Source organism: Myxococcales bacterium (assembly GCA_016720545.1).
Taxonomy (GTDB): Bacteria; Myxococcota_A; Polyangia; order Polyangiales; family Polyangiaceae; genus JAAFHV01.
On sequence record JADKKK010000001.1, the window covers coordinates 864,750 to 889,069 of the forward strand.

25 protein-coding genes are annotated in these 24,320 nt (G+C 71.1%); 7 read left to right on the forward strand and 18 right to left on the reverse strand.

What is annotated here, in order from left to right; translation table 11 throughout:
• Window positions 1-27: 27 nt before the first annotated feature.
• On the forward strand, window positions 28-1,515 hold the full coding sequence (locus tag IPQ09_03585) for a hypothetical protein (GenBank protein ID MBL0193303.1): 1,488 nt from the start codon (window positions 28-30) through the stop codon (window positions 1,513-1,515).
• 127 nt (window positions 1,516-1,642) lie between these two features.
• Here the strand turns inward: IPQ09_03585 and IPQ09_03590 are convergent, their stop codons facing one another.
• Both IPQ09_03590 and IPQ09_03595 read right to left on the reverse strand, forming a co-directional pair.
• Window positions 1,643-1,981, reverse strand: coding sequence for a hypothetical protein (locus IPQ09_03590; GenBank protein ID MBL0193304.1), 339 nt, complete (start codon window positions 1,979-1,981; stop codon window positions 1,643-1,645).
• Window positions 1,982-2,940: 959 nt separating this feature from the next.
• Window positions 2,941-3,654, reverse strand: coding sequence for an enoyl-CoA hydratase/isomerase family protein (locus IPQ09_03595; GenBank protein MBL0193305.1), 714 nt, complete (start codon window positions 3,652-3,654; stop codon window positions 2,941-2,943).
• 118 nt (window positions 3,655-3,772) lie between these two features.
• On the opposite strand from IPQ09_03595, the gene IPQ09_03600 reads away from it, so the two are divergent.
• From IPQ09_03600 to IPQ09_03615, 4 genes are read left to right on the forward strand one after another with little or no spacing between them, the layout of a single operon-like run.
• A complete protein-coding gene (locus tag IPQ09_03600; protein ID MBL0193306.1) occupies window positions 3,773-4,141 on the forward strand; it encodes a polymer-forming cytoskeletal protein in 369 nt (122 codons plus the stop codon).
• 20 nt (window positions 4,142-4,161) lie between these two features.
• Window positions 4,162-4,476 carry a polymer-forming cytoskeletal protein gene (locus IPQ09_03605; GenBank protein MBL0193307.1) on the forward strand — a complete coding sequence of 105 codons (315 nt, stop codon included), beginning with the start codon at window positions 4,162-4,164 and terminating at the stop codon, window positions 4,474-4,476.
• 35 nt (window positions 4,477-4,511) lie between these two features.
• Window positions 4,512-5,114 (forward strand): polymer-forming cytoskeletal protein, encoded by a 603-nt coding sequence (locus tag IPQ09_03610; GenBank protein ID MBL0193308.1) that lies wholly within the window; start codon window positions 4,512-4,514, stop codon window positions 5,112-5,114.
• Window positions 5,115-5,155: 41 nt separating this feature from the next.
• Window positions 5,156-5,728 carry a peptidylprolyl isomerase gene (locus IPQ09_03615; GenBank protein MBL0193309.1) on the forward strand — a complete coding sequence of 191 codons (573 nt, stop codon included), beginning with the start codon at window positions 5,156-5,158 and terminating at the stop codon, window positions 5,726-5,728.
• A 127-nt stretch (window positions 5,729-5,855) separates the two neighbouring features.
• Here IPQ09_03615 and IPQ09_03620 read toward each other — a convergent pair whose 3' ends face one another.
• The 13 genes from IPQ09_03620 to IPQ09_03680 form a co-directional block, all read right to left on the reverse strand.
• Window positions 5,856-6,659 (reverse strand): SDR family oxidoreductase, encoded by an 804-nt coding sequence (locus IPQ09_03620; protein MBL0193310.1) that lies wholly within the window; start codon window positions 6,657-6,659, stop codon window positions 5,856-5,858.
• The gene (locus IPQ09_03625) at window positions 6,656-6,928 is read right to left on the reverse strand and encodes an acyl carrier protein (GenBank protein MBL0193311.1); all 273 of its coding nucleotides are present in this window, start codon (window positions 6,926-6,928) and stop codon (window positions 6,656-6,658) included. The genes IPQ09_03620 and IPQ09_03625 overlap by 4 nt, the downstream gene beginning before the upstream one ends.
• On the reverse strand, window positions 6,925-7,761 hold the full coding sequence (locus IPQ09_03630; protein ID MBL0193312.1) for an SDR family oxidoreductase: 837 nt from the start codon (window positions 7,759-7,761) through the stop codon (window positions 6,925-6,927). The genes IPQ09_03625 and IPQ09_03630 overlap by 4 nt, the downstream gene beginning before the upstream one ends.
• On the reverse strand, window positions 7,751-8,515 hold the full coding sequence (locus IPQ09_03635) for an enoyl-CoA hydratase/isomerase family protein (protein MBL0193313.1): 765 nt from the start codon (window positions 8,513-8,515) through the stop codon (window positions 7,751-7,753). Before IPQ09_03635 ends, IPQ09_03630 begins: the two co-directional genes overlap by 11 nt.
• A complete protein-coding gene (locus IPQ09_03640; protein ID MBL0193314.1) occupies window positions 8,503-9,231 on the reverse strand; it encodes an enoyl-CoA hydratase/isomerase family protein in 729 nt (242 codons plus the stop codon). The genes IPQ09_03635 and IPQ09_03640 overlap by 13 nt, the downstream gene beginning before the upstream one ends.
• Window positions 9,232-9,234: 3 nt before the next feature.
• Window positions 9,235-10,479: a hydroxymethylglutaryl-CoA synthase family protein gene (locus IPQ09_03645; GenBank protein ID MBL0193315.1), complete on the reverse strand. Its 1,245-nt coding sequence runs from the start codon at window positions 10,477-10,479 to the stop codon at window positions 9,235-9,237.
• A complete protein-coding gene (locus IPQ09_03650; GenBank protein MBL0193316.1) occupies window positions 10,476-11,216 on the reverse strand; it encodes an SDR family oxidoreductase in 741 nt (246 codons plus the stop codon). The genes IPQ09_03645 and IPQ09_03650 overlap by 4 nt, the downstream gene beginning before the upstream one ends.
• Window positions 11,213-12,523, reverse strand: a complete 1,311-nt coding sequence (locus tag IPQ09_03655) for a beta-ketoacyl-[acyl-carrier-protein] synthase family protein (GenBank protein MBL0193317.1) — start codon at window positions 12,521-12,523, stop codon at window positions 11,213-11,215. Before IPQ09_03655 ends, IPQ09_03650 begins: the two co-directional genes overlap by 4 nt.
• The gene (locus IPQ09_03660; GenBank protein MBL0193318.1) at window positions 12,510-13,049 is read right to left on the reverse strand and encodes a beta-hydroxyacyl-ACP dehydratase; all 540 of its coding nucleotides are present in this window, start codon (window positions 13,047-13,049) and stop codon (window positions 12,510-12,512) included. The genes IPQ09_03655 and IPQ09_03660 overlap by 14 nt, the downstream gene beginning before the upstream one ends.
• Entirely contained in the window at window positions 13,036-13,986 is a 951-nt protein-coding gene (locus tag IPQ09_03665; protein MBL0193319.1) for an ACP S-malonyltransferase, read from the reverse strand. Before IPQ09_03665 ends, IPQ09_03660 begins: the two co-directional genes overlap by 14 nt.
• Window positions 13,983-15,239 carry an aminotransferase class I/II-fold pyridoxal phosphate-dependent enzyme gene (locus IPQ09_03670; protein MBL0193320.1) on the reverse strand — a complete coding sequence of 419 codons (1,257 nt, stop codon included), beginning with the start codon at window positions 15,237-15,239 and terminating at the stop codon, window positions 13,983-13,985. Before IPQ09_03670 ends, IPQ09_03665 begins: the two co-directional genes overlap by 4 nt.
• 172 nt (window positions 15,240-15,411) lie before the next feature.
• On the reverse strand, window positions 15,412-17,421 hold the full coding sequence (locus IPQ09_03675) for a protein kinase (GenBank protein ID MBL0193321.1): 2,010 nt from the start codon (window positions 17,419-17,421) through the stop codon (window positions 15,412-15,414).
• 190 nt (window positions 17,422-17,611) lie between these two features.
• Entirely contained in the window at window positions 17,612-18,409 is a 798-nt protein-coding gene (locus IPQ09_03680) for a hypothetical protein (protein ID MBL0193322.1), read from the reverse strand.
• A 184-nt stretch (window positions 18,410-18,593) separates the two neighbouring features.
• Between IPQ09_03680 and IPQ09_03685 the strand changes: the two genes are divergently transcribed.
• Window positions 18,594-19,142 (forward strand): hypothetical protein, encoded by a 549-nt coding sequence (locus IPQ09_03685; GenBank protein ID MBL0193323.1) that lies wholly within the window; start codon window positions 18,594-18,596, stop codon window positions 19,140-19,142.
• An 18-nt stretch (window positions 19,143-19,160) separates the two neighbouring features.
• Here IPQ09_03685 and IPQ09_03690 read toward each other — a convergent pair whose 3' ends face one another.
• Window positions 19,161-19,541, reverse strand: coding sequence for a hypothetical protein (locus IPQ09_03690; protein ID MBL0193324.1), 381 nt, complete (start codon window positions 19,539-19,541; stop codon window positions 19,161-19,163).
• Between the two features lie 83 nt (window positions 19,542-19,624).
• Between IPQ09_03690 and IPQ09_03695 the strand changes: the two genes are divergently transcribed.
• Window positions 19,625-20,170 carry a hypothetical protein gene (locus tag IPQ09_03695; protein ID MBL0193325.1) on the forward strand — a complete coding sequence of 182 codons (546 nt, stop codon included), beginning with the start codon at window positions 19,625-19,627 and terminating at the stop codon, window positions 20,168-20,170.
• Between the two features lie 21 nt (window positions 20,171-20,191).
• On the opposite strand, the gene IPQ09_03700 is transcribed toward IPQ09_03695, so the two are convergent.
• Together IPQ09_03700 and IPQ09_03705 are read right to left on the reverse strand one after the other, a co-directional pair.
• Window positions 20,192-22,693 carry a TonB family protein gene (locus IPQ09_03700; protein ID MBL0193326.1) on the reverse strand — a complete coding sequence of 834 codons (2,502 nt, stop codon included), beginning with the start codon at window positions 22,691-22,693 and terminating at the stop codon, window positions 20,192-20,194.
• Entirely contained in the window at window positions 22,690-24,210 is a 1,521-nt protein-coding gene (locus IPQ09_03705; protein MBL0193327.1) for a glycoside hydrolase family 1 protein, read from the reverse strand. The genes IPQ09_03700 and IPQ09_03705 overlap by 4 nt, the downstream gene beginning before the upstream one ends.
• Window positions 24,211-24,320 lie beyond the last annotated feature (110 nt).

A 24,320-nucleotide genomic window follows, 5' to 3' on the forward strand; every position in this document is an offset into this window, starting at 1 on the left:
CCGAACCACGTCACGAAGGATCGAACGATGCGAAATATGTCTAAACTTGGCGGACTCCTTGGGGTGCTGGCGTTCGGCGCCCTCCCTGTCTACGCCTGCAGCTCCACCCCCGACCCGGTCGCCACCGACGGCGGCGCCGACGCGCCGGTCGTGACCCCGGAGGCGGCCCCCCCCAAGGTGGACGGCGGCAGGCCCGACGGTGCTCGCGACGCGGGCCCCCCGCCCGGTCCGAACTGCGGCGCCGCGGTCGAGCTCGCGCTCAACACCGAGAAGGAAGAGACCTTCACGTCCGTCGGGCAGTCGATCTACTTCAAGGTGCCCGTCAAGGGCGGCGACTTCCTCATCATCAACGCCGCCACCGACGCGACCGAGCAGGGCGAGCGCGGCGACGTGGTCGACACGGCCATCAGCGTCTTCGACACCGCGGGCACGAAGCTGCTCGCCGCGATCGACGACAACTTCCCGCGCACGGGCACCGACGCCTCGCTGGTCTACCGCTCTCCCGTCGACACGACGCTCTGCATCCAGGTCACCGACTTCGACACCTGGAACGGCAAGCCCGCGGTGCTCGCGAAGGACTCGACCTTCAAGTTCGTCACCGCCACGTTCGATCCGAACAGCACGGCGCTCAACGTCGACGCCGAGCCGAACGACACCAACGCCACCGCCCAGACCGGCAAGAGCCGCGCGGGCACCACGCCGCCCTCGGCGTTCGGCTTCATCAACGGTTTCCTCAAGGACGGCACCGACGTCGACACGTTCAAGTTCACGGTGCCCACGGGCGCCACCTCGATGAGCGTCGATATCCCGCCGATCGGCGCGCCCCTCGTGCCGGCCACGTCGACCTACGGCTCGACCATGCCGCGCTTCACCGCGACGGTGTCGAAGCTCGACGGCACGATCGTCAGCCAGATCGTGCCCCCCGCGGGCGCGGTCGACAAGACGTCGGACTCGCTCAGCCTCCCCGTCGAGCCGGGCGACTACTACCTCACGATCGGCCGCCCCGCCGGCGTGGCTGCGGGCGCCAACGACTTCTACTCGACCACGATCTTCTTCGGCACGGGCAACCCCGCTGAGAACGAGACCACGTCGGGCACGAACGACACCCTCGCCACGGCGCAGGCGCTCACCCTCGAGGCCGATCCCACCGTCCCCAAGCAGACCCGCGCGTTCCTCGCCGGCAAGCTGCCCGCGGGCGACGTCGCCGACAGCTTCTCGTTCCCCGTGGCCGCCGGCGACTCGGTGAGCCTCGCGTGCGGCGCCGGGCGCAACGGCTCGGGCCTCCAGGCCTTCAAGGTCGAGCTCTTCGTGAACGGCGTGTCCGCGCAGTCCGACACCGAGACGGCCACGGCCGACCTCTTCTGGTCTTCCGCCACGGGCGTCACCACCGCCACGAAGCCCGCCGTGGTCGCCGCTGCCGCCGGCACCGCCGTCGTGCAGTTCAGCGCAGGCAGCCGCTCGACCACCAACACCGGCGCGTACTACCTCTGCGGCGTGCGCGTCACCAAGCCGTGACCTCGTGAGCTCGGCCTCGCCGCTCGCCGCCTGCCCACGCAGGCCGCGGCGGCGGCGAGGGCCGCGCGGCTCGTCGGTGGAAACATCGAGTCGTCGGGGCGAGCTCGCGTGCCGCCCGACCTCGCGCTCAGAGGAACCGCGAGAGCGTCTCGCGCGCGACGCGTCGGAGCTTGAGGTAGCGGCCGCGGTCCCACTCGCCCTCCTGAGCGCGCACGAGGAGGGTCTGCCCCTCGCCGCCGAACGTGGCCGCGAACGAGGTGGGCCACTCCGCCGACCAGGCGCGAAGCCACGCGAGCAAGGCGACTCGCTCACCCTCCGAGCCGTTCGCCTGCGCGGGCCCCGCCGCACCACCCAAGGCCTCACGCACCGCCGCAGCGAGCGTGTCCGGCTCCTCGAGCGCCGGAGGACCGTCGGGCGTCCCGAGCGGGACCCCTGCGCGCCGGAGGATCTCCCATGCCGAGGCCATAGGATAGAGTGTAGCGCATGGAGCCACTCGCGCTCGATCTCGCGCGAGCCTGGCCCGCGAGCCCCATCGGCGTGGTCGCGGCGTACTCGCTCACAACACCAGCCCCTGGAGCGTAGGCGAATCAAGCCACCTTTCGGTCGCGGCTCGCTCGAGCCTGCGGGCAGATCATTTTCCGTCCCATCCACCCTCGCCCACGCATTGGGCAGAGCAGGTCTCCGCGCGCGTCGGACACACACCGTTGCGAGGGCACGGCTCAGCCCCGATGAACCCGTTGCCACTGCTGCACAAGCAGCTGTATGGGCAGACCTCGAGTCTCGAGGGATCGCAGCGCTCGCCTCCCGCGCCCGAATCCGGACGCGGGGGAAGTGCGTCCGTCCCGCTGTCGGTCGCGGTCCCGTCGAGGGCGCCGTCGGTCGTGGCCCCGTCGGTCGTGGCCCCGTCGACAGCCCCGTTGGTCGAGGAGGAAGGCGTGCTCGAGGAGCATGCCATGAGCCCCACGAGACCCGCCGCAAGCAAGGACCACGCTGCTCCTCCCCGAGGCCTTGGGTCCGCCACGGATGAGATGGCGGAAGGGCACCGCGCCGCGGTGGATGCATCCATGGCCGTGGAGGGTCGTAGGTCGATGCCGAGCTCCTTCACGTTGCGGAGTGCGTCGATTGGGGTGCGAGTGAAGTAGGCCATCCCGAGCAGCATAGCGGAGGCGCGCACGCGTTCGGGAGCCGCCTTCGGAGACGGCCTGCCTCTCGGCCGCGTCGAGCCGGTAGGGGTAGCCCAGCGAGACCCAGCTAGAGCCGCTCGTTCTGGATTCGAGGAGTACGGGATATCCCAAGCGATTCAAACTTACTTGGGCCCTGCAGATGACCCACGTGACGCCATGGGGCGGGGCCCGCGCCGTGCGCAGGGTGGGAAAGCGCGGATGGTGGGAGGGGCGGAGCGCCCGTCCACGTCGTAAAGTTTCTTTACTTCTTGGGCCCTAGGAGCGCCGCAATCCGCGCCTTCAGCTCGGGCGACACCCAGCTCTCGAGGCCCCCGTCGGCGAAGTCGGCGTGCTCGGCGGCGCTGCCAGCGAGCGGGGGGCGGAGGGCGCGCTTCGCGGCGGCGTACGCGCTCGCGGGGTGCGCGGCGAGCGTCGCGAGGGCGGCCCGCGCGTGCTCTTGGGCGTCGTCGCGGACGGCGTCGAGCAGGCCGAGCGACAGGGCCTCTGTGGGAGGGAAGAGGCCCGCGCCGAGCACCACGGTCTCCAGGTGCTGGGGCGGGACCCGGCGACGGACGAGATCGAGGATGGCGGGAGGGAAGCGGAGACCGAGCGCGACCTCGTTCAGGCCCATGCGCGGGGCGTTGGGCCCGGACGCGGGGGCGGCGATCCGGAAGTCGCACGCCATCGCGACCACGCAGCCGCCGGCGATGGCGTGCCCGTTTACGAGCGCGACCGTGGGCGCAGGGTAGCGGTAGAGCGTGTCGATGAAGCGGCAGAGCACGTCGAGGAAGCGCTCGGCGCCGGCCCGGTCGAGGGCAGCCACCTCCTTGAGGTTGAGCCCCGCGGAGAAGGCGGGCCCCTCGCCCGAAAGGAGGAGGGGCTGCCCCCCGGCGGCGTCCAGCTGGGCGAGGCAGGCGTTCATCACCGCCGTGCTGAGGGCGTTTCGGCCAGGGCCAGAGAGGGTCAACTTCACCATGGTTGGAGGCGGTTCTAGCACCCTCGGCGCGCTCGCGCCCCACGCCGCGGCGCCGCGCCCGTCTCGCCGGCGTCGTGCCGGGTGACACCTGGCCGCACCTGTACTAGAAGCGGCGTCGATGGCGAACGGAAGCTCGGAGACAGTGCTCGGCAAGAACGTCCGCATTCGCGGCCGCATCTCGGGCGATGGTGATCTGGTCGTGCAGGGCTCGCTCGAGGGCGACGTCACCCTGCGAGGCGACTTCACGCTCGACGAGGGCGCGGAGGCGACGTCGTCCATCACCGCACGCGGCGTGGTGGTCGCGGGGGCGCTCGAGGGCGCCATCCAGGCCGACGCGGAGGTCACGGTCACGAGCAGCGGCCGCTTCCGCGGCGACGTGCGCGCCGCGCAGGTGACCATCGAAGACGGCGCGGTCTTCGCCGGCCGCCTCGACGCCGAGTTCGACCTCCCGCCCGAGCTCATGTCCGAGCCGGGCAAGCGCCGCTGAACGAACGGAGTACCCGCAAAATGGCAAGCACAGTGATCGGCGCAGGCATCACGATCGAAGGCGAAATCTCGGCCGACGAGGGCATCGTCGTACAGGGCACCGTCCGCGGGAAGCTCCAGGTCCGCGACGGCCTCGCCGTCGAGGCGGGCGCCGTGGTCGAGGCCGACGTGAACGCGGGCCCCATCCGCGTCGCGGGGCAAGTCACCGGGAACCTCACCTCCAGCGACCGCGTCGACCTCGAGAACGGGGCGCGCGTCGTCGGAAACGTGAAGGCTACACGCATCACCATCGCCGACGGCGCCCAGTTCAAGGGCAACGTCGACATGGACGTCTGAGCAACTCGCCTCCTCCGAACTCCAAGAGAGCACGTATGGGCACCGAAACGACCATCGCCGCAGGCACGATTGTGCGCGGCAGCATCGAAGGCAACGGCGACCTGGTCGTCGCAGGGCACGTCGAGGGCGAGATCGCCCTGTCGGGCGAGGTCACCATCGAATCGGGCGGGCTCGTCGGCGCGAGCGTGCGGGCGGCCCGCATCCTCGTCCGCGGCGCCGTCCGCGGCGATCTCACCGCGGCCGACTCGGTCGTCCTAGAGGAGGGCGCGCGGGTCGTTGGCGACGTCCGGGGCGCGCGCATCGCCGTCGGCCGCGGGGCCCTCGTGCGCGGCTACGTCGAGACCGGCGGTCAGCCCGCGGCGGCCCCCGCGGCCCGTCGCGAGGCGGTCGCGACGCGCCCCGCGCCCCGCGCGGCCGAGGCCCCCGCCCGCCGTGAGCCGCCTCCCCCGCCACCCGCCCGCCGCGCCGAGGCGCCGCTCGCCCCGCCTGCGCCTCCCGCGCCGCCGCCGGCCCCCAAGCGCGAGCCCGCGCCGATGGCGGCGGCCCCGAGCCTTCTGGCCGGCATGAAGCGCGAGCCGCCAGCCCCGGTCGTGCCCGCGCTCCGCAAAGGCGCGAAGGCGAAGAAGAAGTCGGTCTGATCGCCGCCCGACGGCGAGCGTCGAATCCCTAGGAGGTCCCCATGGTTGCAGCCACGTTCCCCCCCATCTCGGTCCCCGGCGCAGGGCAGCTCTACGCGCGCTTTCACACGTCGATGGGCGCGATGGTCGCCCGCCTCGAGGAGCACCGCGCCCCGAACACCGTGAAGAACTTCGTCGGGCTCGCCACGGGGACGCAGGAGTTCGTCGATCCGCGCGACGGCCAGACCAAGAAGGGCGTGCCCTTCTACGACGGCACCATCTTCCACCGCGTGATCCCGCAGTTCATGATCCAGGGCGGCGATCGCCTGGGCCGAGGCACCGGCAACCCCGGCTACCGCTTCGCCGACGAGTTTCACCCGGAGCTCAAGCACGTGGGCTCGGGCGTCCTTTCAATGGCGAACTCCGGACCGTCCTCCAACGGCTCCCAGTTCTTCATCTGCGAAGTCGCGACCCCCCACCTCGACGGCAAGCACTCCGTGTTCGGGCAGGTGTTCATCAACAACGCGCTCATCGCGAAGATCACCCACTCGCCCACGTCGCGCGACAAGCCGCTCACCGACATTCGCCTCGACCGCGTCGAGATCTTCCGCAGCGAGACCGTCCCCACCGCCTGAGAGCGAGATACCCCCCCGAGGAGGAGATCGAGGCGACTCCCGCCTCGGTCTCCTTCCTCATTTTCTGCCGGGCGTTTCTGGACGAGCGACCGGGCGGGCCGAGCGACGCAGACCGTGCGCCGCCGACTCAGAGGCCTAGCTCTTCGCGCTCCTCGTAGAGACGCATGAGGTTGTCGAAGAACGTGGTGCCCCGGTCCACGGTGAGGATCTGACCGCTCACTCCGTCCATCAGGCCGCTGCACAAAGCCAGCGCCGCCTCGCCTACCTCCTCCGCGGGGAGAAAATGCGACTCGCGCGTGAAGCGCGCCGCAAACGAGGAGAACTCCGCCCCGAAGGTCGAGGTGAACGCGTCGGTCTTCACGCTCCGCGAGCGGAGCACGTTGATCCGAATGTCTTCGTCGAAGAGCCGATAGTTCATGTATCGGCAGAGGGTCTCCATCACCGACTTCGAGGTCGCCACGAAGTCGTAACCCGCGGAGAACGAGTCGGGGCCGGTAGACGACATACCCACCACGTAGCGCGGATACCACCCGAACACCTTCTTGATGCGGCGGGTGTACTCGACCATGGGCCACGCGCTCGCCTCGATGCTCTTCAGCAGCGCCCGGCGATCGTAGTCCTCGAAGCTGCGCACGACGAGCGACGTCGAGGCGTTCGCGATGAGCGCCTCGACCCGATCGTGGCGCTCCCTCACCGCGGCGAGGAGGGCGTCCGTGTCGTCGTCACGCGCCGCGTCGGCCTGGAAGAACATGGGCTCCGGCCCGCCCACCTCGCGGAAGCGGGCGCGGACGGCGTCCTCGTCGGCCGTGCCGAATCGGTACGTCAGCACGCACGACGCCCCCTGCCGGGCGAAGGCGAGCGCCGTCGCGAGGCCGATGCCCGCCGTGCCGCCGGTGACGATGACCGCCTTGCCGCGGTAGCTCGCGATCACGGCTGCGCGGCCTCGCGGGCGCCCTTCTCCTCGACCGTGCGCAGGAGAAGGTCGACGAGCCCGTCGACGTTCGTGAGCTTCGAGAGCTCCGAGCGGGGGATCTTCACCCGCAGCTCGCGCATGGAGCTCGACACCACCTCGACCATGTCGAGGCTGTTGGCCCCGAGGTCCTTCATCGACCGCGAGGGGTCGATGTCCTCGACGGCGAGGCCGTCGACGGAGTCCGCGAGGTGCTTCAATACGACCGACATGATGTGTTCGCGCTTCATGGAGATGTTCCTTTCGACTTCACGGTTTCACCCAAACTGAGACTCTCGCGCTCCTCGTAGATGCGCATCAGGTTGTCGAAGAACGAGGTTCCTCGATCGACCATCAGCACCTGTCCGCTCATCCCGTCGAGCATGCCGCTACAGAGCGCGAGGATGGAGTCGGCGACCTCTTCGCACGAGATGAACTGGCGCTGCATGTTGAAGCGCTCCGCGAACTCCTCGAAGTCGCGCCCGAAGGTGGCGCGCAGCGACTCCGTACGGACCAGGCGCGAACGCACCACGTTCACCCGAACGTCCTGGTCGAAGAGCCGATAGCTCATGTAGCGACCAAGCGTTTCCATGGCCGACTTGGACGCCGCGACGAAGTCGTAGTTCTTGTAGAAGGCGTCCGGCCCGCCGCTCGAGAGGCCCACGATGTAGCGTGGATATCTGCCGAAGATGTCCTTCATGTGCTTGGCGTACGCGAACATCGGCCATGCGCTGTAGTCGATGCTGGTAAAGAGCGAGCGCTTCTCGTAGTCGGCGAGGCCCTTCACCACGAGCGCGACGCTCACGTTGGAGATGAACGCCTCCACGCGATCGTGGCGCGCCCTCAGGTCTTGGAGCAGCGCTATCGTATCTTCGTCGCGGGCGACGTCGGCGCACACGATGTTGGGCGGGGGCGCGTCGGCCTCGCGAAACTTTGCAAACACAGCGTCTTCGTCGGCGCTTCCCCACTTGTGGGTGAGCGTCACCGCCGCGCCGCGACGGGCGAAGGCGATGCCCGTCGCCAGCCCGATTCCCATGGTACCGCCCGTGATCACGACGGCTTTGCCGCGGAGATCATTCATCATGATTGGCCTCGATCCTGGTCCGCGTCTCTTCCGCGGCGAAGGTCACCTCGTGCATCAGCGACTCGAGCGTGTGTGTCTCCTCGAAGGCGCGCCGCCGCGGGAGAGTGAGGGTCCGCTTCAGGAGCGACAGCGCCTTCCGCGGCTTCTCGGCGATCCGACGCGCGAGCGAGTCGGCGTGGGCGAGCACGTCCGCGCGCGGGAGGATGGCGGTGAAGCCGCTGCGTCCCTCGAACGCCGCGCCCCGGCGCGCCTCTCCCGAGTAGAGCAGCTCGTGGGCCAACGCAGGCGACACCACGTGCTCAAGTAGGCGGATCATGCCCATACCGGGCGTAAAGCCCATGTTCATGAAGGTCGCCCCGTAGCGGCTCTCCCGCGCGATGATGGGCATGTCGGCCGCGAGGCCGAGGGCGAGCCCTCCGCCGACCGCGTGCCCCGCCATCGCCGCGATGACGGGCACCGGCACGTCGAGCACCGCCTTCGCGAGCAGAATGTCGGCTGGCGCCACGCCCCCCGCCACGAGCGCCCGCAGCATGCCCAGGCTGGCGCCGGAGGAGAACACGTCGTCGTGCCCCACGAGCACCAGGGCCTTGAGCTCGGGCCAGGCCGCCGCGTCGCGCAGCGCGCCGACCAGGTCCTCCACGAACTCGGGGGTCATTTCGTTCTTGCCTGTCGCGTCGGCCATGAGCACGTGGCCCACGCCGCCGTCGCGCGGCGCGAAACACACCCCAGGCTTCCGCGGGATCACGCCTGCCATGGCGCGACCCCCTCGTCGAGAAACGCGCGCACCGAGGCGCGCGTGACGGGCTCGTCGATGAGCGACGCGGTGAGCTCCGCGCCGGCCGCGAGCCCCGCGTCGGTGCGCATGTCCTCGAGCTCGGAGAGCCAGCGCCGCACACCGACCACGCCCTTCGTGGGGACACGCCGGAGCTCGCGCGCGCGGCGCCGCACGAGCCGCTCGAGGTCCGCGGGCTCCGCCACCTCGTCGGCGAGTCCGCGCGCGAGCGCCCAGGCCGCGTCGCGGCTCGCGCCGGCGAGGGCGAGCTGCCGCGCCGACTGTCGACTCAGCCGCTCGAGCAGAACGGGGAGCACGACGCCAGGGAGCAGGCCAAGCAGCGCCTCGGGCAGCGCGAAGGTCGCGCGCGTCGACGCGATGACGACGTCGCACGCTGCCGCGAGCCCAACACCGCCACCCACCGCGTCGCCGTCGACGACGGCGAGCGTGGGCCGCCCCAGCCGGCGGAGCCGCGCCACGATCTCGGCGAACGCCGCGAGGCTCGCGCGCGCTGCGCCCGCCTCCACCATCTCGCCGAGGTCCATGCCGCGGCAGAACACGCCCGGAGTGCCCACGAGCGCGACCACGCGCACCTCGGGCTCGCGAGCCACGTCGTCGACGACGCCCGCGAGCGCGCGGGTGAGGTCGGCGAACGAGCGCGCGCCAAGCGTGGGCGGCAGTGGAACGCGGAGGAGCATGGCTCAGCTCCACCCGTAGCGGCGGTAGTGGTCGCGCACGCCGAGGAACACGAGCCGACCGGCGCCACGATAGAGATCGCGGTACGCGCCCGCGCAGCCGTCGGTGCTGGTCTCGAAGTCGCCGCTGTCGATGAAGCACGTGCGCTCGCGCTCGGCCTCCTCGTACTCGCGCACCGAGATTCGCCGCCGCGCGTCCAGCGCGCCACGCAGGTTCGCGGCGGCCGCCACCCCGTGCGCGTCGCGCCCCACGACGCCGCTGTAGAACTCCCCGCACGACCCAGACCCGTACGAGTACACCCCGAGCCTGTCGCCCGGCCGGAGCGACGGCGTCTCGTCGAGGAGCCCCAGCATCGCGATGAAGGTGCTCGACGCGTACGTGCCGCCCATGCGGCGCAGGTGCACGAGCGACGGCAGCGTCTTGCGCTCCCAGAGGGCCTGGGCCTCCGCTTTGGACGGGCCCCCGAACTGCCGGAGCGCGGCCCGGGTCGCGCGGTAGGTCATTCCGCCGAACGGCGTATGATAAATGTTCTTTACGAAGTAGTCGTAGCCGATGGGCTCGCCGACGCGATCGAGATAGGCCTCGAGCGCGTGCTCGAGCGCCTCCAGATAGGAGAGCAGGCTGGTCTCGCTGTTGCCGGTCTCCACCCTCGACGTGGGCCGCGTGAGGTCGGACACCTCGTTCGTGTAGACCCCGCTCTTGCCGAGCTCGAGCTCGAAGAACCGCGGCTCGCGCGAGACCACCATGGCGGTGGCCCCGGCGCCCATGACGAACTCCCATGGCGCGCCGAGGTGCATGCGGCTCTGGTCGGTGGTGATGATCAGGGCCTTGCCGCCGGGGCGCGCCGCGCCTGAGGCGAGGTAGCCCGCCGCGATCTGGAGTGCGCCGGTTCCCCCGTAGCACGCGTGCTTCACCTCGAAGTTTCGGCACTGCGAGCCGAGGCCGAGGTAACGCTGCACCCAGGTGCTCATGGGCTTCTCCTGGTCGACGCCGCTCTCGCTCGCGACGATGAGCAGCTCGATCTCCGCGCGGTCCTCGGCCGTGAGCAGCGGCATCGCCGCGTTCACGGCCATGGTCACCGGGTCCTCCCACGGCGGGTTCACCGAGCGCTCGTCGATCAGCATGACGTCGCGAATGTTGGCGAGGTCGTGCCCACGGGCGGCGCACAGGTCGGCCATCGAGAGAGCAAGGGTCGTGGGATAAACGCGGAGCTTCTCGATGCCCACGCGGGGTCGTGTGGAGTCGCTCATGGGGCCCAGTCCAGTCCGCCCGTGATCTGGATGGACTCGCCGTTGACGTAGCTCGCCCCGGTCGACGCGAGAAAGAGCACCACGCTCGCGATCTCCGGGAGTCGGCCCATGCGCCCGACTGGGCAATACTCGAGCCAGAAGCGCTTGTTCGACTCGCTCATGTCGCCGCGGGTCATGTCGGTGTCGAAGAAGCCGGGAACGACCACGTTGCTCGTGATGCCCTTTCTTCCGTACTCCTTCGCGAGGGTCGACGACAGGCCGAGGAGGCCCGCCTTGCTCGCGGCGTAGGCGGCTTGCCCCGTCACGCCCGTGCGCCCGAGCGACGAGACCATGACGATGCGCCCGAAGCGCTTTCGCATCATCGCGGGGAGGAACTGGCGACACACGTAGAAGGTGCCCGTGAGGTTCGTGTCGATCACGGTCGCCCAGTCCTCGTCGGACATCGACACAGCGAGGCCGTTGAGGTTCACCCCCGCGTTCGCGACCACGACGTCTACCCCGCCGAGGTCGTCGAGCACCGCCTCCCCTACCCGCTCGACGGCCTCGGCGCTGCGCACGTCGAGGGCGTACGATCGCACCCTCACGGTCGGCGCGACGTCGTGCACGGCGGCCTCGACGCGCGCGGCCTCCGCCGCGTTCTTGTTGTAGGTGAACGCCACGTCGTGGCCCTGCCTTGCGGCCTCGACCACGATCGCCGCGCCTACGCCCCGGGACCCCCCGGTGACGAAGAAGATCACGAGCTCCTCCCGCCCCGCTCGCTGGGATCCACCCGCCGGAGGATGCTCACCGAGTTTATCCCGCCGAACCCGAACGAGTTCTTCATGACGTGCCGCACGTCGGCGGTGACCGCCGCGCCGCGGCAGATGTCGAGGTCGATCTCGGGATCGAGGTCGTCGACGTTGATCGACGGATGCAGAGTGCCGGCGTTCATCTGTAGAATGGCGGCGATGGTCTCGACGACGGGCGCCGCCCAGCAGGTGTGCCCCAACATCGACTTGGTCGCGTTCAGCTTCAGGTGCTTCGCGTGTTCGCCGAAGACCCGCTTGATGGAACGGATCTCCGTGAGGTCGCCGAGCGGCGTCGAGGTCGCGTGCGCGCTGATGTAGTCGATTTGCTCGGGCCTCAGATCGCACTCCTCGAGGAGCCTCGCCATGAGCCGCGATTGCCCCTCCTCCGAAGGGACGGGCAGGTGATTGGCGTCCGAGTTCGCCTCGACGCCCAGGAGCTCCGCGTAGATCTTCGCGCCGCGGCGCTTGGCCGCCTCCCACTCCTCGATCACCATCACGCCGCCGCCGTGCGCGGGGACGAAGCCCTCGCGTCGCACGTCGAACGGGCGGCTCGCGCGCTCGGGCTCCTCGTTGAAGCTCTGGTAGGTGATGGCGCCCATCAGCGACATCGCGTGGAGCTCGACCGGCGAGAAGTCGAGCACCGCGCCGACGACGAGGGCCGCGTCGACCCCGTGATACCGCACCTCGTCTACCGCGAGGCGGAGCGCCGTGTTGCCGCTCGCGCACGCCGCGCCCACCGTGTAAATGGGCCCCCGGACGTCGAGCACCTCCGACACCGAGCCCGCGTGGTCGGTGTCGAGGCCCGTGAGAGCCAAGAGCGAGTCCATGAAGTCGGGCTCGTCGGCGAAGGTGAGCCGGTTCTCGTATTGATAGTTGAAGTTGATGTTGTGGCCGGCGATGATCGCCGCGAGGCGCGTGGGGTCGATGCCCGACGTGGCGAGGCCCGCGTCGACGTAGGCGTCGGCGGCGAGCAGCATGGACAGCTTGGTCGACCACGGCGCCTTCGACGTGAGCTTGCGGAGTCGCTTGAACACGTCAGGCGGCAGGCTGGTCTCGAGCTTCGCGAGCTTGTTCGCTATGGAGTAGTCGCTGAGGTCGGCGCCCACCTTGTTGTAGATGCGGCTCGTGTCGAGCTGCTTCCACTTGGTGATGGCCGAGCGCCCGCTGAGGAGCGCCGCAAGGAACGGCTCGAGCTCGTCGGCCAGCGGCGTGTTGATCGACATTCCCGTAATCGCGATTCGCCTACGCTTCGACACGATGCACCTCCATCACGGCGAACGCGGTCACGGCGTCGCCTCTCAGCAGTTGTCCCGCGCAGATCGCGCCAAACTCGTCGTGTTCGACCATCGTGGCGAGGATGCTGAGCACGTCGCCTGGCCGCACGGCCTCGGGGAAGAGCGCCGTGTGGATCTTCAGCGCGCGTACGTCGGGCGGCGCGACGCCCGGGGGTGGCGTGGGCCCGCCGTGCTCGAGCATGGCCGCGAGGCAGATGGCCAGCTGGCCTATCGTCTCGAGCTGCAGCACCCCGGGATAGATCGGCGCCCCGGGGAAGTGACCCGCGAACAGCGGATCGGCAGGGTCGACCCGTCGAGTCCCCCGGATCGCGCGCTGCTCAAGGTCGACGGCGGTGATCCGTTCGACGAAGAGGAAGGGGTCGCGGTGTGGAAGGAGGCGATGCACAGCGGCGCCTTCGAGCGCGAGCTCGAGGGTGGCCGGGCCGGGCGTCCACAGAGGCCGCCTCTTTCCAGTGCGCGTGAGCGTAGCGAGGTCAGAGGGATCCACAGAGCTCCTTCGCGAGCGCGTCGTAGTGATCGGGGGTGTCCAGGTCGGTGCGGAGGCGCTTCGCGGACACCCAGCGCTTCGTGAGCAGGTTGTGAAGCACGGCGCGAGGCCCGACCTCGACGAACGTCGCGTCGGGGTACCGTCGCAGCGCCGCCTCGATCGAAGCGCGCCAGAGCACGGGGCGATACACGTGGAGCGTCAGGAGCTCGACCAGGCGCGCGGGCGTAGGTGCAGGCTCGATCGCGCCGAGCACGTTCGGCAGGTAGGGGAGACGGGGCGCGCGCCACCGCGCCGCTTGGAGCAGCGGCGCGAGGGCGGCGCCGACTGGCTCGAAGAGCGACGAGTGCATCGGCAGGTGTCGCTCGATCGTGACGCACTCGCCGCCGAGCTGCTCCCGCACGATGTCGCTCGCGGCGGCCAGCGCGGCCGGTTCGCCCGCGAGCACGTGCTGCGACGGCGAGTTGTACCCCGAGATCTCGACGACGCCGTGCTCACGGGCGCGCGCGACGACCTCCTCCAGCTCCGCGAGCGGCAGCGGGAAGACGGAGAGCATCTCGCCGCGCGGGCCCGCGTCGTACAGGGTGCCGCGCGCGTCCACGAGTTGGAGGGCCTCCACGAACCCCAGCGCCCCCACGTGCACGAGGTGGTTGTATTCACCCAAGCTGAGCCCGAGGGAGAGCGGCGCGCGCACTCCCCGGCGCTCGAGCGCGAGGAGGTGGACGTGGTTCGCCAAGAACACGCCCACTTGCACGTCGCGATTGGTCACGAACATGGCCGCGTTGTCGGCGCGATAGTGCACTTCGAGGTCGCGCCCGAGCGCGCTCGAGGCCTCACCCAGGGTCGCCGCGAGCTCGTCGGGCGCGGAGCCGCGGAGCCGCGAGAGCAGCTCCGGATAGCGAGAGCTCTGGCCGGGGAACATGAAGATGGGGGTGGTCATGCGACCGCCCTCAGGGCTCGCGCGACGGTGAGCTCGAGAATGTCGAGCGCCTCGTCGAGCTCGGCCTTCGTGTGGGCTGCGGTGATGGACGCCCGAAAGCGGACCTGGTCGTCGGGCACCGAGGGATAGTCGACCGGCGCCACGAACAGGCCTCTCGCGAGCAGCGCGTAGCTGAGCATGTAAAGCAGCTCGCGGTGCTTCCCGAGGATGATCGGCACGACGTGGGATGTGGACTCGCCCGTGTCGAGGCCGATGGCGTGGAGCTGACGACGGAAGTAGGCGGCGTTTTCCCGAAGCCTCACCCGCAGGAGATCGTCGCGAGTCGCAACGCGGAGACCCGCGAGCACCGCGGCGACCACCGGTGGGGGGAGCGCGCACGAGAACCCGTACGGATTCGCGTAGAAGCGCAGGTAGTCGAGGGTCGCCTTCGAGCCGGCGACGAAGCTGCCCACCGAGGCGAAGGCCTTGGAGAAGGTGGCGTACTGGAGCCCGATTCGACCTTCGACTCCGCACGACTCGACCGCGCCTCGACCGCGCGCCCCGAGAGTGAGGATGGAGTGGGCCTCGTCGATGAAGACCGGCGCGCCGTGAGCCTCGGCGACGGCGACGAGCTCCGGCAGGGCGCCAACGTCGCCATCCATCGAGTAGATGCCCTCGAGCACGACGAGGCGACGCTTGCCCTTCGCCCGCGAGAGCGCGGCGTCGAGGGCCCGCGCGTCGTTGTGAGCGAACGTGACGAGCGCGGCGCCCGAGAGGCGCGTACCGTCGATGAGACAGAGGTGGGACTTCGCGTCCACGATGCACGCATCGCCCTTGCGGAGCAGGCCGGAGAGCGCGCCGAGCGCCCCCCCGTAGCCGCTGTTGAACAGCATCACCGACTCGCGACCGAGGAACTTCGCGAGCTCGGTCTCGAGCTCGCGGTGCAGGTCCGTCATCCCCGAGAGGATCGGCGAGCCACAGGCGCCCGTGCCGTACTGGTCGAGCGCGGCCTTGGCCGCCGCGACGGTCTCGGGGTGCGTGGCCAAACCAAGATAGTTGTACGAGGCGAGGTTGATGACTGGCCACTTGTCGCCGTTGGCCTCGACCGCGACGCGCGACGCGGGGGCGCCGAGCATGCTGCGCTCGTAGAGGGCAGTCGCCCACGTGGTGGCGGCGCGCCACTCGGTGTACTCCGCCGGCGGCGCAAGGATGTCGTCGGTGTCTCCTACGAAGAAGTCTGCGAGGCTATATCTGGCGGCTTCTCGGAGGTCCATCGGTGGAGGAGCAATAGGTCTCGCGGTGAGGCCTCGACGTGACCAAAGTCAACTGGCGGGGTGCGAATTTGCGCGCGAATTGGGCTACGCGCGGCGCGCCATTGCGCGAACACAACTACACGCACGCCGACTCGTGCTTTGCCGTGCGACCCGCCGAGAGGCGCGTAATGGCCTATTCGCTCGCGACGCCCGGGCGCGGCGGTCGCGGCGCGCGGGCGACGACCTCGAGGACCTCGGCGGCCGTCGGGCGCCCGTGTGGCTGCTGGTGGAGACACGCGGCCAGGACCTCGCGCACGGCGAGGGGGACGGTCGCGGGGAGCGGCGGCGGCGCGGGCAGCTCGCGGCCCGCGAGGGCCTCGAGGACGGGCGGCATGGGGAACGGGTGCACGCCGCCGAGGAGCTCGTACGCAATGAGGCCGAGGGCGAAGACGTCGAGCTTCGCCGTCAGGTGGGCCGCACCGCGGCCGGCCTCGGGTGCCATGTAGGGCAGAGTGCCGATCGGCGCGCCGGTGGCCGGTTCCGGCGACGCGCTCGCGCCGCCGACTTGGGCCGTGGCGGCGAGCACGTCCACGTCGTGCCGCGCGATGCCGAAGTCGCAGAGCCTCGCGCGCGGGCCGTTCTCCCCGGGCTCGAGCAGTACGTTCGCGGGCTTGAGGTCTCGGTGGACGACCCCCGCGCGGTGGAGCTCGACGAGCGCAGCGGTGACGTCGACAAGGATCCCGAGCCCCCACGCGACGTCGCCGAAGCGCGCGCGGGCGTCCTCCAGCGAGCCGCCACGGACGAGCTCCATCACGAGGAAAGGGAGGCCTTCGTGCAGGCCCACGTCGACGACCGGGACGATGTTCGGATGCGCCACGGTGGAGGCGATTTCGGCCTCGCGCGCGAAGCGAACGAGGTCGTTGCGCGACGACGCGACGGCCATGACCTTCATCGCGAGGCGCCTCGAGTCCGCCGACCTCGCGACCTCGTACACGACGCCCATCCCGCCGCCTCCGAGGCGAGCGACGACCCGATAGCGGCCGTCGACGGTGTCCCCCACGGCGAGGCCAAACCCGGGGCGGGCGTCCTTGCCGAGGGTCTCCTGGAGCTGCCTGGAGCGGGCGGCGACCTGCCGACGCAGCTCGGTGTTCAGGTTCGCGATCTCCGCGTTGCGTGCCTCGAGCGACGCGACCTGCGCTTCGAGCTCCTGGCGGTGCGCGGCGAGGCTCGAGACCATTTGATTGAACGCCGTGGCCACTGTGCCGAGCTCGTCGGGGCGGGCGATCGCGACGAAGGCCGCCTCACCTGCCTCGCCCGCCTCGACCTGGCGGGCACCCTGCAGCAGCGCCGCCACCGGCTCGAAGACGGTCTTGGCGAAGAGGAACGGAAAGACGACGAGGACCGCGAGCGTCGACGCCACAGTGAGCCCGGCGAGCGCCGCGGTGACCCCCTCCTCGTCCTGCGGGGACGCGCCATGCAGCGCGGCCGCGACGAGCCCACCTGCGCTCATCACGACCGCGAGCACCATCGCGAGCGTCCCGGCCACGAGGCGCCGCTTCAGGCTCATCGGCTCCGTCGCGCGGTTCATGTAGGCGCTGAGCGTCAGGAAACAGAAGCCGAGCAGGGCGAGCCCTCGCACCAGGTGGTACCCGGGAATGATGACGCCCGCGTTCCGCCCGAGGTCGAGCGCGAGCGGCAGGATGGGGAGTAGATAGGCAGCGAGGAAGCGCCCTGCGCCCGGCCGTTGGCTCCGCACGGCGAGGCCCATGAGCACCACGCCCACGGCGAACGCACCGAAGATCCAGAGATCGAAGACGACGGCGGTGCCGCTCGGAGAGCGCCCCGTGGCGAGCTGCCATGCGCCGAACGCGGAGAGCAACGCGCCTCCCAGGGGCAGTCCACGGCGGAGCCGCGCCGACGCGACGGGCGCCGCGTCCCCCAGGGCGAGCAGCCTCGCGAAGTCGGCGAAGTGCGTCGCGGCGACGCCCGCACAGAGGAGACACGCGAGGTTCAGCGACCACTCGACGAGCAGACCGTTGACGGCGTAGAGGGCGCCGATCGCGAGGCTGTAGAGACAGAACCAAAGGAACGCCACGCCGAGGCGCCAACGCAGCGGGCTCACGGCCCCGTGGAGGAGCGCGAAGGCGACGTACCCTGAGAGCGTCGCGTGGACGAGCGCGGGCAGCGCAGGCGGCGTCAGCACGGCGCGCCTCGAACGCTGGCGGCGTGGGCGCGCGCGGCGGGACCCACGCGCGCCGAGGCCCGTCGCCTGCAGCCGTCGCCCGCGGGTGGCCCTGCGTTCCGGCGGGCGGCGCCGCGCGCCAGCTCGAATGGGTTCATGCCTCGCCGAGCCTAGCGCAGCTCCGTCCCCGCGGCGCGCGCCCGTCTCTCGCTCAGCTGCCTTCGGTGGGCGCGGAGGCCAGCCACGCGACGATTTCCGGGACCGTGCTCGGGTCGGGCGCGACGTAGGTGTGGCCGACGGGGCCGAGGTCGAAGAAGCGCGCGTCGACGCCCGCGGCCTCGAGCGCGCGGGCAGACCGGCGCATCGGCTCGGAGGTCATGTCGTAGCGGCCCGCGGCGAACGCGACGCGCCTCACCCCAGCGGCCGCGAGGGCCGCCCGCGTGGGCCGGATGTCCGCGCCGATGAAGAGCGCGGCGGACACCCGGGCGGGACGCGCGGAGAGGATCTGCATGGCGACGTAGGCTCCCTGGGAGAACGCGATGAGGAGGGCAGGTCGGGACGCGTCGATCGCGCCGGGGTGGCGCACCGCGTAGTCGGCCTCGGCGCGGTCGACCCGAGCGGTCATCGAGAGGACGGCACCGCCCCACGTGTAGCCCCGCCCGAACGCCACGTCTCCGCGCGGGCAGAGGAGGGCGTGGCGATCCGGCACGGCGGCGCCGAGGACGCTGCAGGCCTCCTCGGGTCGCTCTCCCATTCCGTGGAGGAACACGACCTCGCGCGACCCGGCGCTTGCTTTCGCCTCGACCGGCGGGGTCGTCGCTCCGTCGGAGATGCGCGAGGGCGCGGCGGGCGCGCGCGGTGGGCGAGCCACGGCGGCGGTCCGCGGAGGCGCCAGCGCGCGCGCGGCCGAAGCCCCCGGCCCCGCGAGGGAGGCGGCAGCGAGGTACCCCGCGCAGAGCGCGGCTCCGAGCGCGCACGCGAGCGCGCCCACACGACTTCGACGGGTCATGATGCCTCCACGGTGCGCGGGCGGACGGCGTCCTCGCCGACACCCCGATTCGCGCGCTCGCGCGTGACCGACCACCGGCCGCCACGCCCGCTCCTGCAGACTCGTCGCGCGACCGGCCCGAAGCGTGACATGACGTGCGCACGTCGCGCGCGACCCCCGAGCCCTGTTCTCGAGCTTCGGGCGCGTGCGGCTCGAGCCGCTTCGCGCCTCGCAAGCGACCCACGTGCTGGGCGAGCTGGCGCACTACGAGGCCAAGCGCACCCCATCTCGACCGACCCTCGGCGCCGAGGCGATCGCCACGGTCATCGATCTGGCAGACCGCTACGTCCCGTACGAGTCGTTCCCCGGGAAGGCCGTGCGCCTCGCAGACGAGCTCTGCGCGGCCACCGAGGCGCGCCTCGGGTCGGGCGCGCCGCGCGCGACGGTGACCCGGCCGACGTCTACACGTGGTTCAGCGGTCGCACCGGCGTCCCCACGTTCTTGCTGCAAGACGCCGAGGAGCTGCAGCTCGCCGACACGATCGCGAGCCTGCGGCGGCGCCTCGTCAGGCAGGACGAGGCCGTCGAGCGCGTCGCCCAGCTCGTGGGCGTGGTCAAGGCGCCTCCTCGAGGAGGTGGTCATGACCCCAATCGCCACGAAGATCGCCGGAGACCGGTCGTTTCGCGAGCGCCTCGTGATCGTCGGGACGGGCGAGTGTGCGGTGCCGGACGGGGCCTTCGCGGTGCGGGTCTAGCGCGCGACGACGTCGCGCCTAAGGCGCCCCGTTCGCCTTCCGGCACGTGCCCGAGCCGTCGGCGACGGGCATGACGTTCCCGCACACGAGGCCCGAGGCGCAGGCGATGCCGGCGAAACCGCCGCACATCTCGCCGAGCTTCGCCGCCGGGAGGCCGCCTCCCCCTGTCGGCGCGGCGGACGACGACGGCGACGGGGATGGCGACGACGGCTCGTTGGCTGCGCTCGCGGGGGGCGCGGGGGGCGCGGGGGGCGCGGGGGGCGCGACAGACGAGCTCGGCGACGCGACCGGCGGTGACTCGCCGGCACACGCCGCGAGCGCGAGCCAACCTAGAGTGCCGAGGGCCCCCACCCGTCGCACGAGCGCACCGCCTCCAGCCGTTCGCGCCGCTTCCACCATGCGATCGACTCTAGCCGACCCCGCGGGCGCCGAAAACTTCCGCCGAGCGGTTGGCTCGGCTAGGAGTGCGAGGCTCAGGAAAAATGCCCACAACTCGACACATCCTCGTCCCGCTCGCCTCGCTCGCCACGGCGGGCCTCCTCGGGCTCGCGCTGTCGATCGGCGGCTGCGGCGGCGCCCCCGCACCGGCGACGCCGGCGGCCCTCCCCAGCGCGCGGACGATTGACGCTGGCCCGCCCGAGGCGGACGACGACAACACCGTCCCCTCGCCTCCCGTCGACGCCGGAGCGCCCGACGCCCCCGCGACCAAGCCCGACGCGAGCCCGCCGCCCGTCCTCAGCGGCCCCGTGCGGTCGCAGGAGGACGCCGTCTCGCGCGCGGCGCGGGCCGCCGACGCGGCGCTCGACAAGGCCTACGCCGCCCACGTGAAGAAGGTGCAGATCGCGCCGACCCACACTGGCTCGTGGACGCGCGGCGTGGGCCAGGAGGCGAAGAGCGTCACCTCCGGGTGGGAGATCCGCTTCGCGAGCCACCCGCCGGCGGGCTTCTCGTACGAGGCTGTGGTGCACGTGAGCGCGCAGGGTGAGGTCGCGGTGAAGAAGGCCTCGGCCAACCACGCGAGCGACTGAGCGTCGACCGCACGGCGGCCTTCACATCGCGCCCTCGACGCCGAGGCTCGGGACCGTAATAGGTCCGATCTGTTCACCTACACACCCGTTCCCGAGATCGACGTCGTCGGGCCCGGCCCGGGTGGCGCAGCGAACGCCCGTGGCCTCCTTCCGCAGCGTGACGTTGAGCCCCTCGAGCACGAGCGACACGTGCCTCGACGCGCCGAGCTCCCACCGCTTCTCGAGCCGCACGTCGAAGCGCGAGAAGATCGGGAGCCGCGCGCTGTTCGGCGCCCCGAGCAGGGAGCCGTCGCTCGCCGTCGGCGTGTACGGGCGGCCCGAGTAGAGAACGAACCGGAGCCCCGCGCGGTAGCCTCGCCCCACGTCGTAAGCGACCGCGGCGTTCAGCACGTGGGTGCGGTCGTAGTCGGAGGGGATCACGACGCGCCCATCGCTCGCGACGCTCGCGCCCACCGGCGGCGCCTCGGCGCCGAAGACGCTCGCCGGTACGGTCCGCGAGGCCCGAGAGAGAGTGTAGGACACGAAGCCCGCGATGCGTTTCGACAGGTCGCGCTTCAGGTAGAGCTCGAGGCCCACCGCGCTGCCGCTCGTGCGCGTCGTGCAGGCGTTTCCGTCCGTGAACGCGTTGCGCGCGCCAGGGCACGCGGCGAACGCGTCGGCGAGGCCGATCGTCCGTGACGAGAAGAACGTCGTCGTCAGGGCCATCGCGTAGGGCAGCGTCCACTCGAAGCCATGGCTCGTCTGCGCGGAGCGCTCGAGGCCCTCGCGCAGGCGCCCCACGGTGAGCCCCGGTAGGGGGAGCAGGAAGCGAGGAGGCTGCGCGGCGATGCCCACCGCCGACACGAACACGACGCGCGGCACGACGCCCACACGCACGGAGAGCCGGGGCTCGACCGACACCTGCCTGCCCGGAAGGGCGTCGGGCTCGGCCCCGGGCGCGCGCTCGAACGCCGAGATGCGATACGCCGAGTAGTGATCCAGCCTCATCCCCGCGATGAACCGCAGCCGGCCCGCGGGCGACCAGGTGACGTCGGCGCGAGTGCCGAGCAAGAGCTCGTCGCGCGTGGGGAAGAGCTTCACGAACTCGGGGTTCGGCGGCACGTCGGCCTCGCCGCGCACCTCGTATCGGTTGTACTGGGTGTCGGCGCCGCCCCGCAGGACGACCTCGCGACTGAGCGCGCGCTCCCACTCGAAGCGCCAGCCGAAGATCTCGCCCCGCACGCGATCGCGGAGACCGAGCGCGCTGCCGTCGGTGCCGACCGTGAGGGCCGTGCGCACCTTTCCCGAGGGGATCGTGTGATCGTGCCGGAGCTCCACGCGGTGAAACTCGGTCTCGAAGATGGTGCGCGTGTCGAGCTGCTCGGACTGCGCGACCTCGCCGAGCCCCACCGGGTCGGAGACGACGGTCGTGTTGCCCGTAGAGCCGACCCTTCGCCCGAGGTAGTCGTAGCTCCCGAGGACGAAGAGCGTGAGCGTGTCGCGCTCGCCGACGCGGACGCTGACGCGCGACTGGTAGTCCCAGTACGAGAGCCGCGTGTTCGGCGCGAAGAGCGGCAGGAGCAGCCCTGGGTAGCCGAAGCGCCCGGCGACGAGCGCGGAGCCGCGCTGGCGCGGGAGCGGGACCTCGACGAGCGCGCCGGCGTCGAGCAGCCGCACGTTGGCCTCGCCGCGGAGCCGCTGCGAAGGCTCCTTCGTGGCGCCCGCGACCACGCCGCCCGACGAGCGCCCGAACTCTGCGGGGGCCGCGCCGGGGTAGAAATCGATGCGGTCGACGAGCGCGGGGTGCACCACGCTCGGGCCGGCGCCAAGGTGAAACAGCACGGGCAGGCGGACCCCATCGAGGAAGTAGCCTGTGGCTCCGGGCGGCGCCCCGCGCACAAAGAAGAACGGCAGCCCGCTCGCGACCGGCACCACTCCCGGCAGGGTCTCGATCGCGCGGAACCCGTCGCCGAAGGCGCCGGGTAGATCGCGGATCTCCGCGCGACCGAGGCGGGTCACGCCCGCGACTCGCCGCGCCCCCTGCACCTGGATCTGCACGACGTTCGGCGCGAGCCCATCGTACGGATTCGGCGGGAGCACCACCCTCGGCGGCGGGCCCGGGCGCGGCGGCGCGTCGGGGTAGGGATCGTGGGGCAGGTCTACCGACGGCAGGAAGTCGATCGGCACGCGGATGCGTGCGGCCACGGGCTTCCCCGCGCGCGTCGCGGGCGCGAACGGCGTGGCGCGCACCGCGCGGAGGGCCGACTCGGCGAAGGGCGCCTCGCCGGTCACGACGTGGGCCTCGCTCACGCGGCCGTCGGCCTCGACCACGAGCTCGACGACGACCAGCGCCGCGGCGACCGCACCTTTGGGGTAGTCCGCGCGCAGCGCCGCGATCGGTCGCGGGGCCACGAGCCCCGACGTCTCGACGGGCTCGGCGCGCGCCTGACGCGGCGCCGTCACGGCCGCGAGGAACGCGAGCCCGAGAGCGATGCGACGAGCCCAGGCCCGCGCGGACCACGAGACCCACCGCGACGCGCTCACTCGCAGGAGCTAGGCGCGGCGTAGGGCGGCTGGGCGTCGATGTCGGCCTGCGTGACCCTCCCCGCCTGGATGAACCGCGCGAAGGTCTGGGCGCTCTTCCGGAGCGTGCGCGTCTTGGTCTTCGTGTCGTACGCGACGAGCCCGAAGCGCGGGCAAAACCCGCTGTTCCACTCGAAGTTGTCGATGAGCGACCAGTGGAAGTAGCCCCTCACTTCGAGGCCGCGCTTCATCGAGTAACCGAGCTCGAAGAGGTGCTCGGCGAGGAAACGCGAGCGGTTCACGTCGGCGGAGTCGGCGATGCCGTTCTCCGTGACGTAGACCGGAAGCTTGTATTGTGCAACTTCATCCAGCACGCTGGCGAAGCCGGCCGGGTGAATGTCCCAGTGGAAGTCGGTCTTCGGTCGCGCGTTCTGCAAGCGATCGGCCTTGATGACGGCGTTCACGCGCGGCAAGACGACACCTCCCGAGGCGGCCGCCTCCATCGCCGTGTAGTAGTTCACCCCCAGGAAGTCGGCGCGCTTGCCGATCGCGGCGTCGGCCCGCTTGTCGTTCGGCCCGTCGAGCTTTCCGTCGAAGTCGTCGTCGTAGTCACCAAAGACGGCGGCGTTCGCGAACCAGAGGTTGTTCACATAGCGCACGCGCTGCGCCGCGGCCTTGTCCTCGGGGTCTTTTGGATCGCGCGGGAGCACGTCGCGCTGGTGGATGACCGGACCGACGAGCGCCGCCTGCCCATCGCCGTCGGCGTCGTCTTTGTCGACGCGCTTGATCGCGTCGTAGCAGAGCGCGTGGCCGCGGACCTCGGCCTTGATGACCGTGAGCGCGCGATCGACCTCGAGGGTGAGGCCTGGAGGGAAGCCGCCCTCGATGTAGCCCCCGAGCGGCGCCACGACCGGCTCGTTGATCGTGGCCCACAGGTCGACGTCCTTGCCGAAGCGCTTGGCGATGCGCTCGCAGTAGCCGCCGAACGCCGTGACGGTCTCGGGCTGCTCCCACCCGTACGGGCCCTTCACGCGCGGGTCCGCGAGCCACACCGGGAGCGTGAAGTGGCTCAGCGTGAGCATCAGGGTGATCTTGGCGGCGCGGAGCTTCTGAATGAGATCTGTGTATTTTGCAAGCACCGCCGGATCCGGGGTGTCGCTGTCGAACGCAGCGCGGGTGGGGTAGAGCTTCCCCCACTCGAGCGAGAAGCGGTACGCGTTCTGCGACGTCGCGACGAGCGACGCGATGTCCTCGTCGATGTGCGCGAGGGCGTCAGGCCCGTCGTCGGGCTTGTCGCCCCGCTTGATCTTGCCGGGGAGGGTCGACCAGACGCCCCAGTCGGTGCCGCCGTTGTCTCGCTCGATCTGGAACGAGGCCGTCGCCGAGCCCATGAGGAACCCCTTCGGGAAGGTCACCTCCGCCGGGCGCGTCTGCGCTGTCGCCGTCGGGCCGGGAGAGGCTGCGGTGCAAGCGCCGAGCGCGCCGAGCGCGCCTGCCAGCCCGAAAACGACCACGAGTCCGCCCCTGCCTGCCCTCATGACGCCCTCCCTTCGGTCGGTTGCGATGGACACGCCGCTCGCCTCCGACTCGCTTGCATGTTCATGCCGTGCTCCCTTCGGTCGCTTGGCATAGGCCTTCGTTCGCCCCT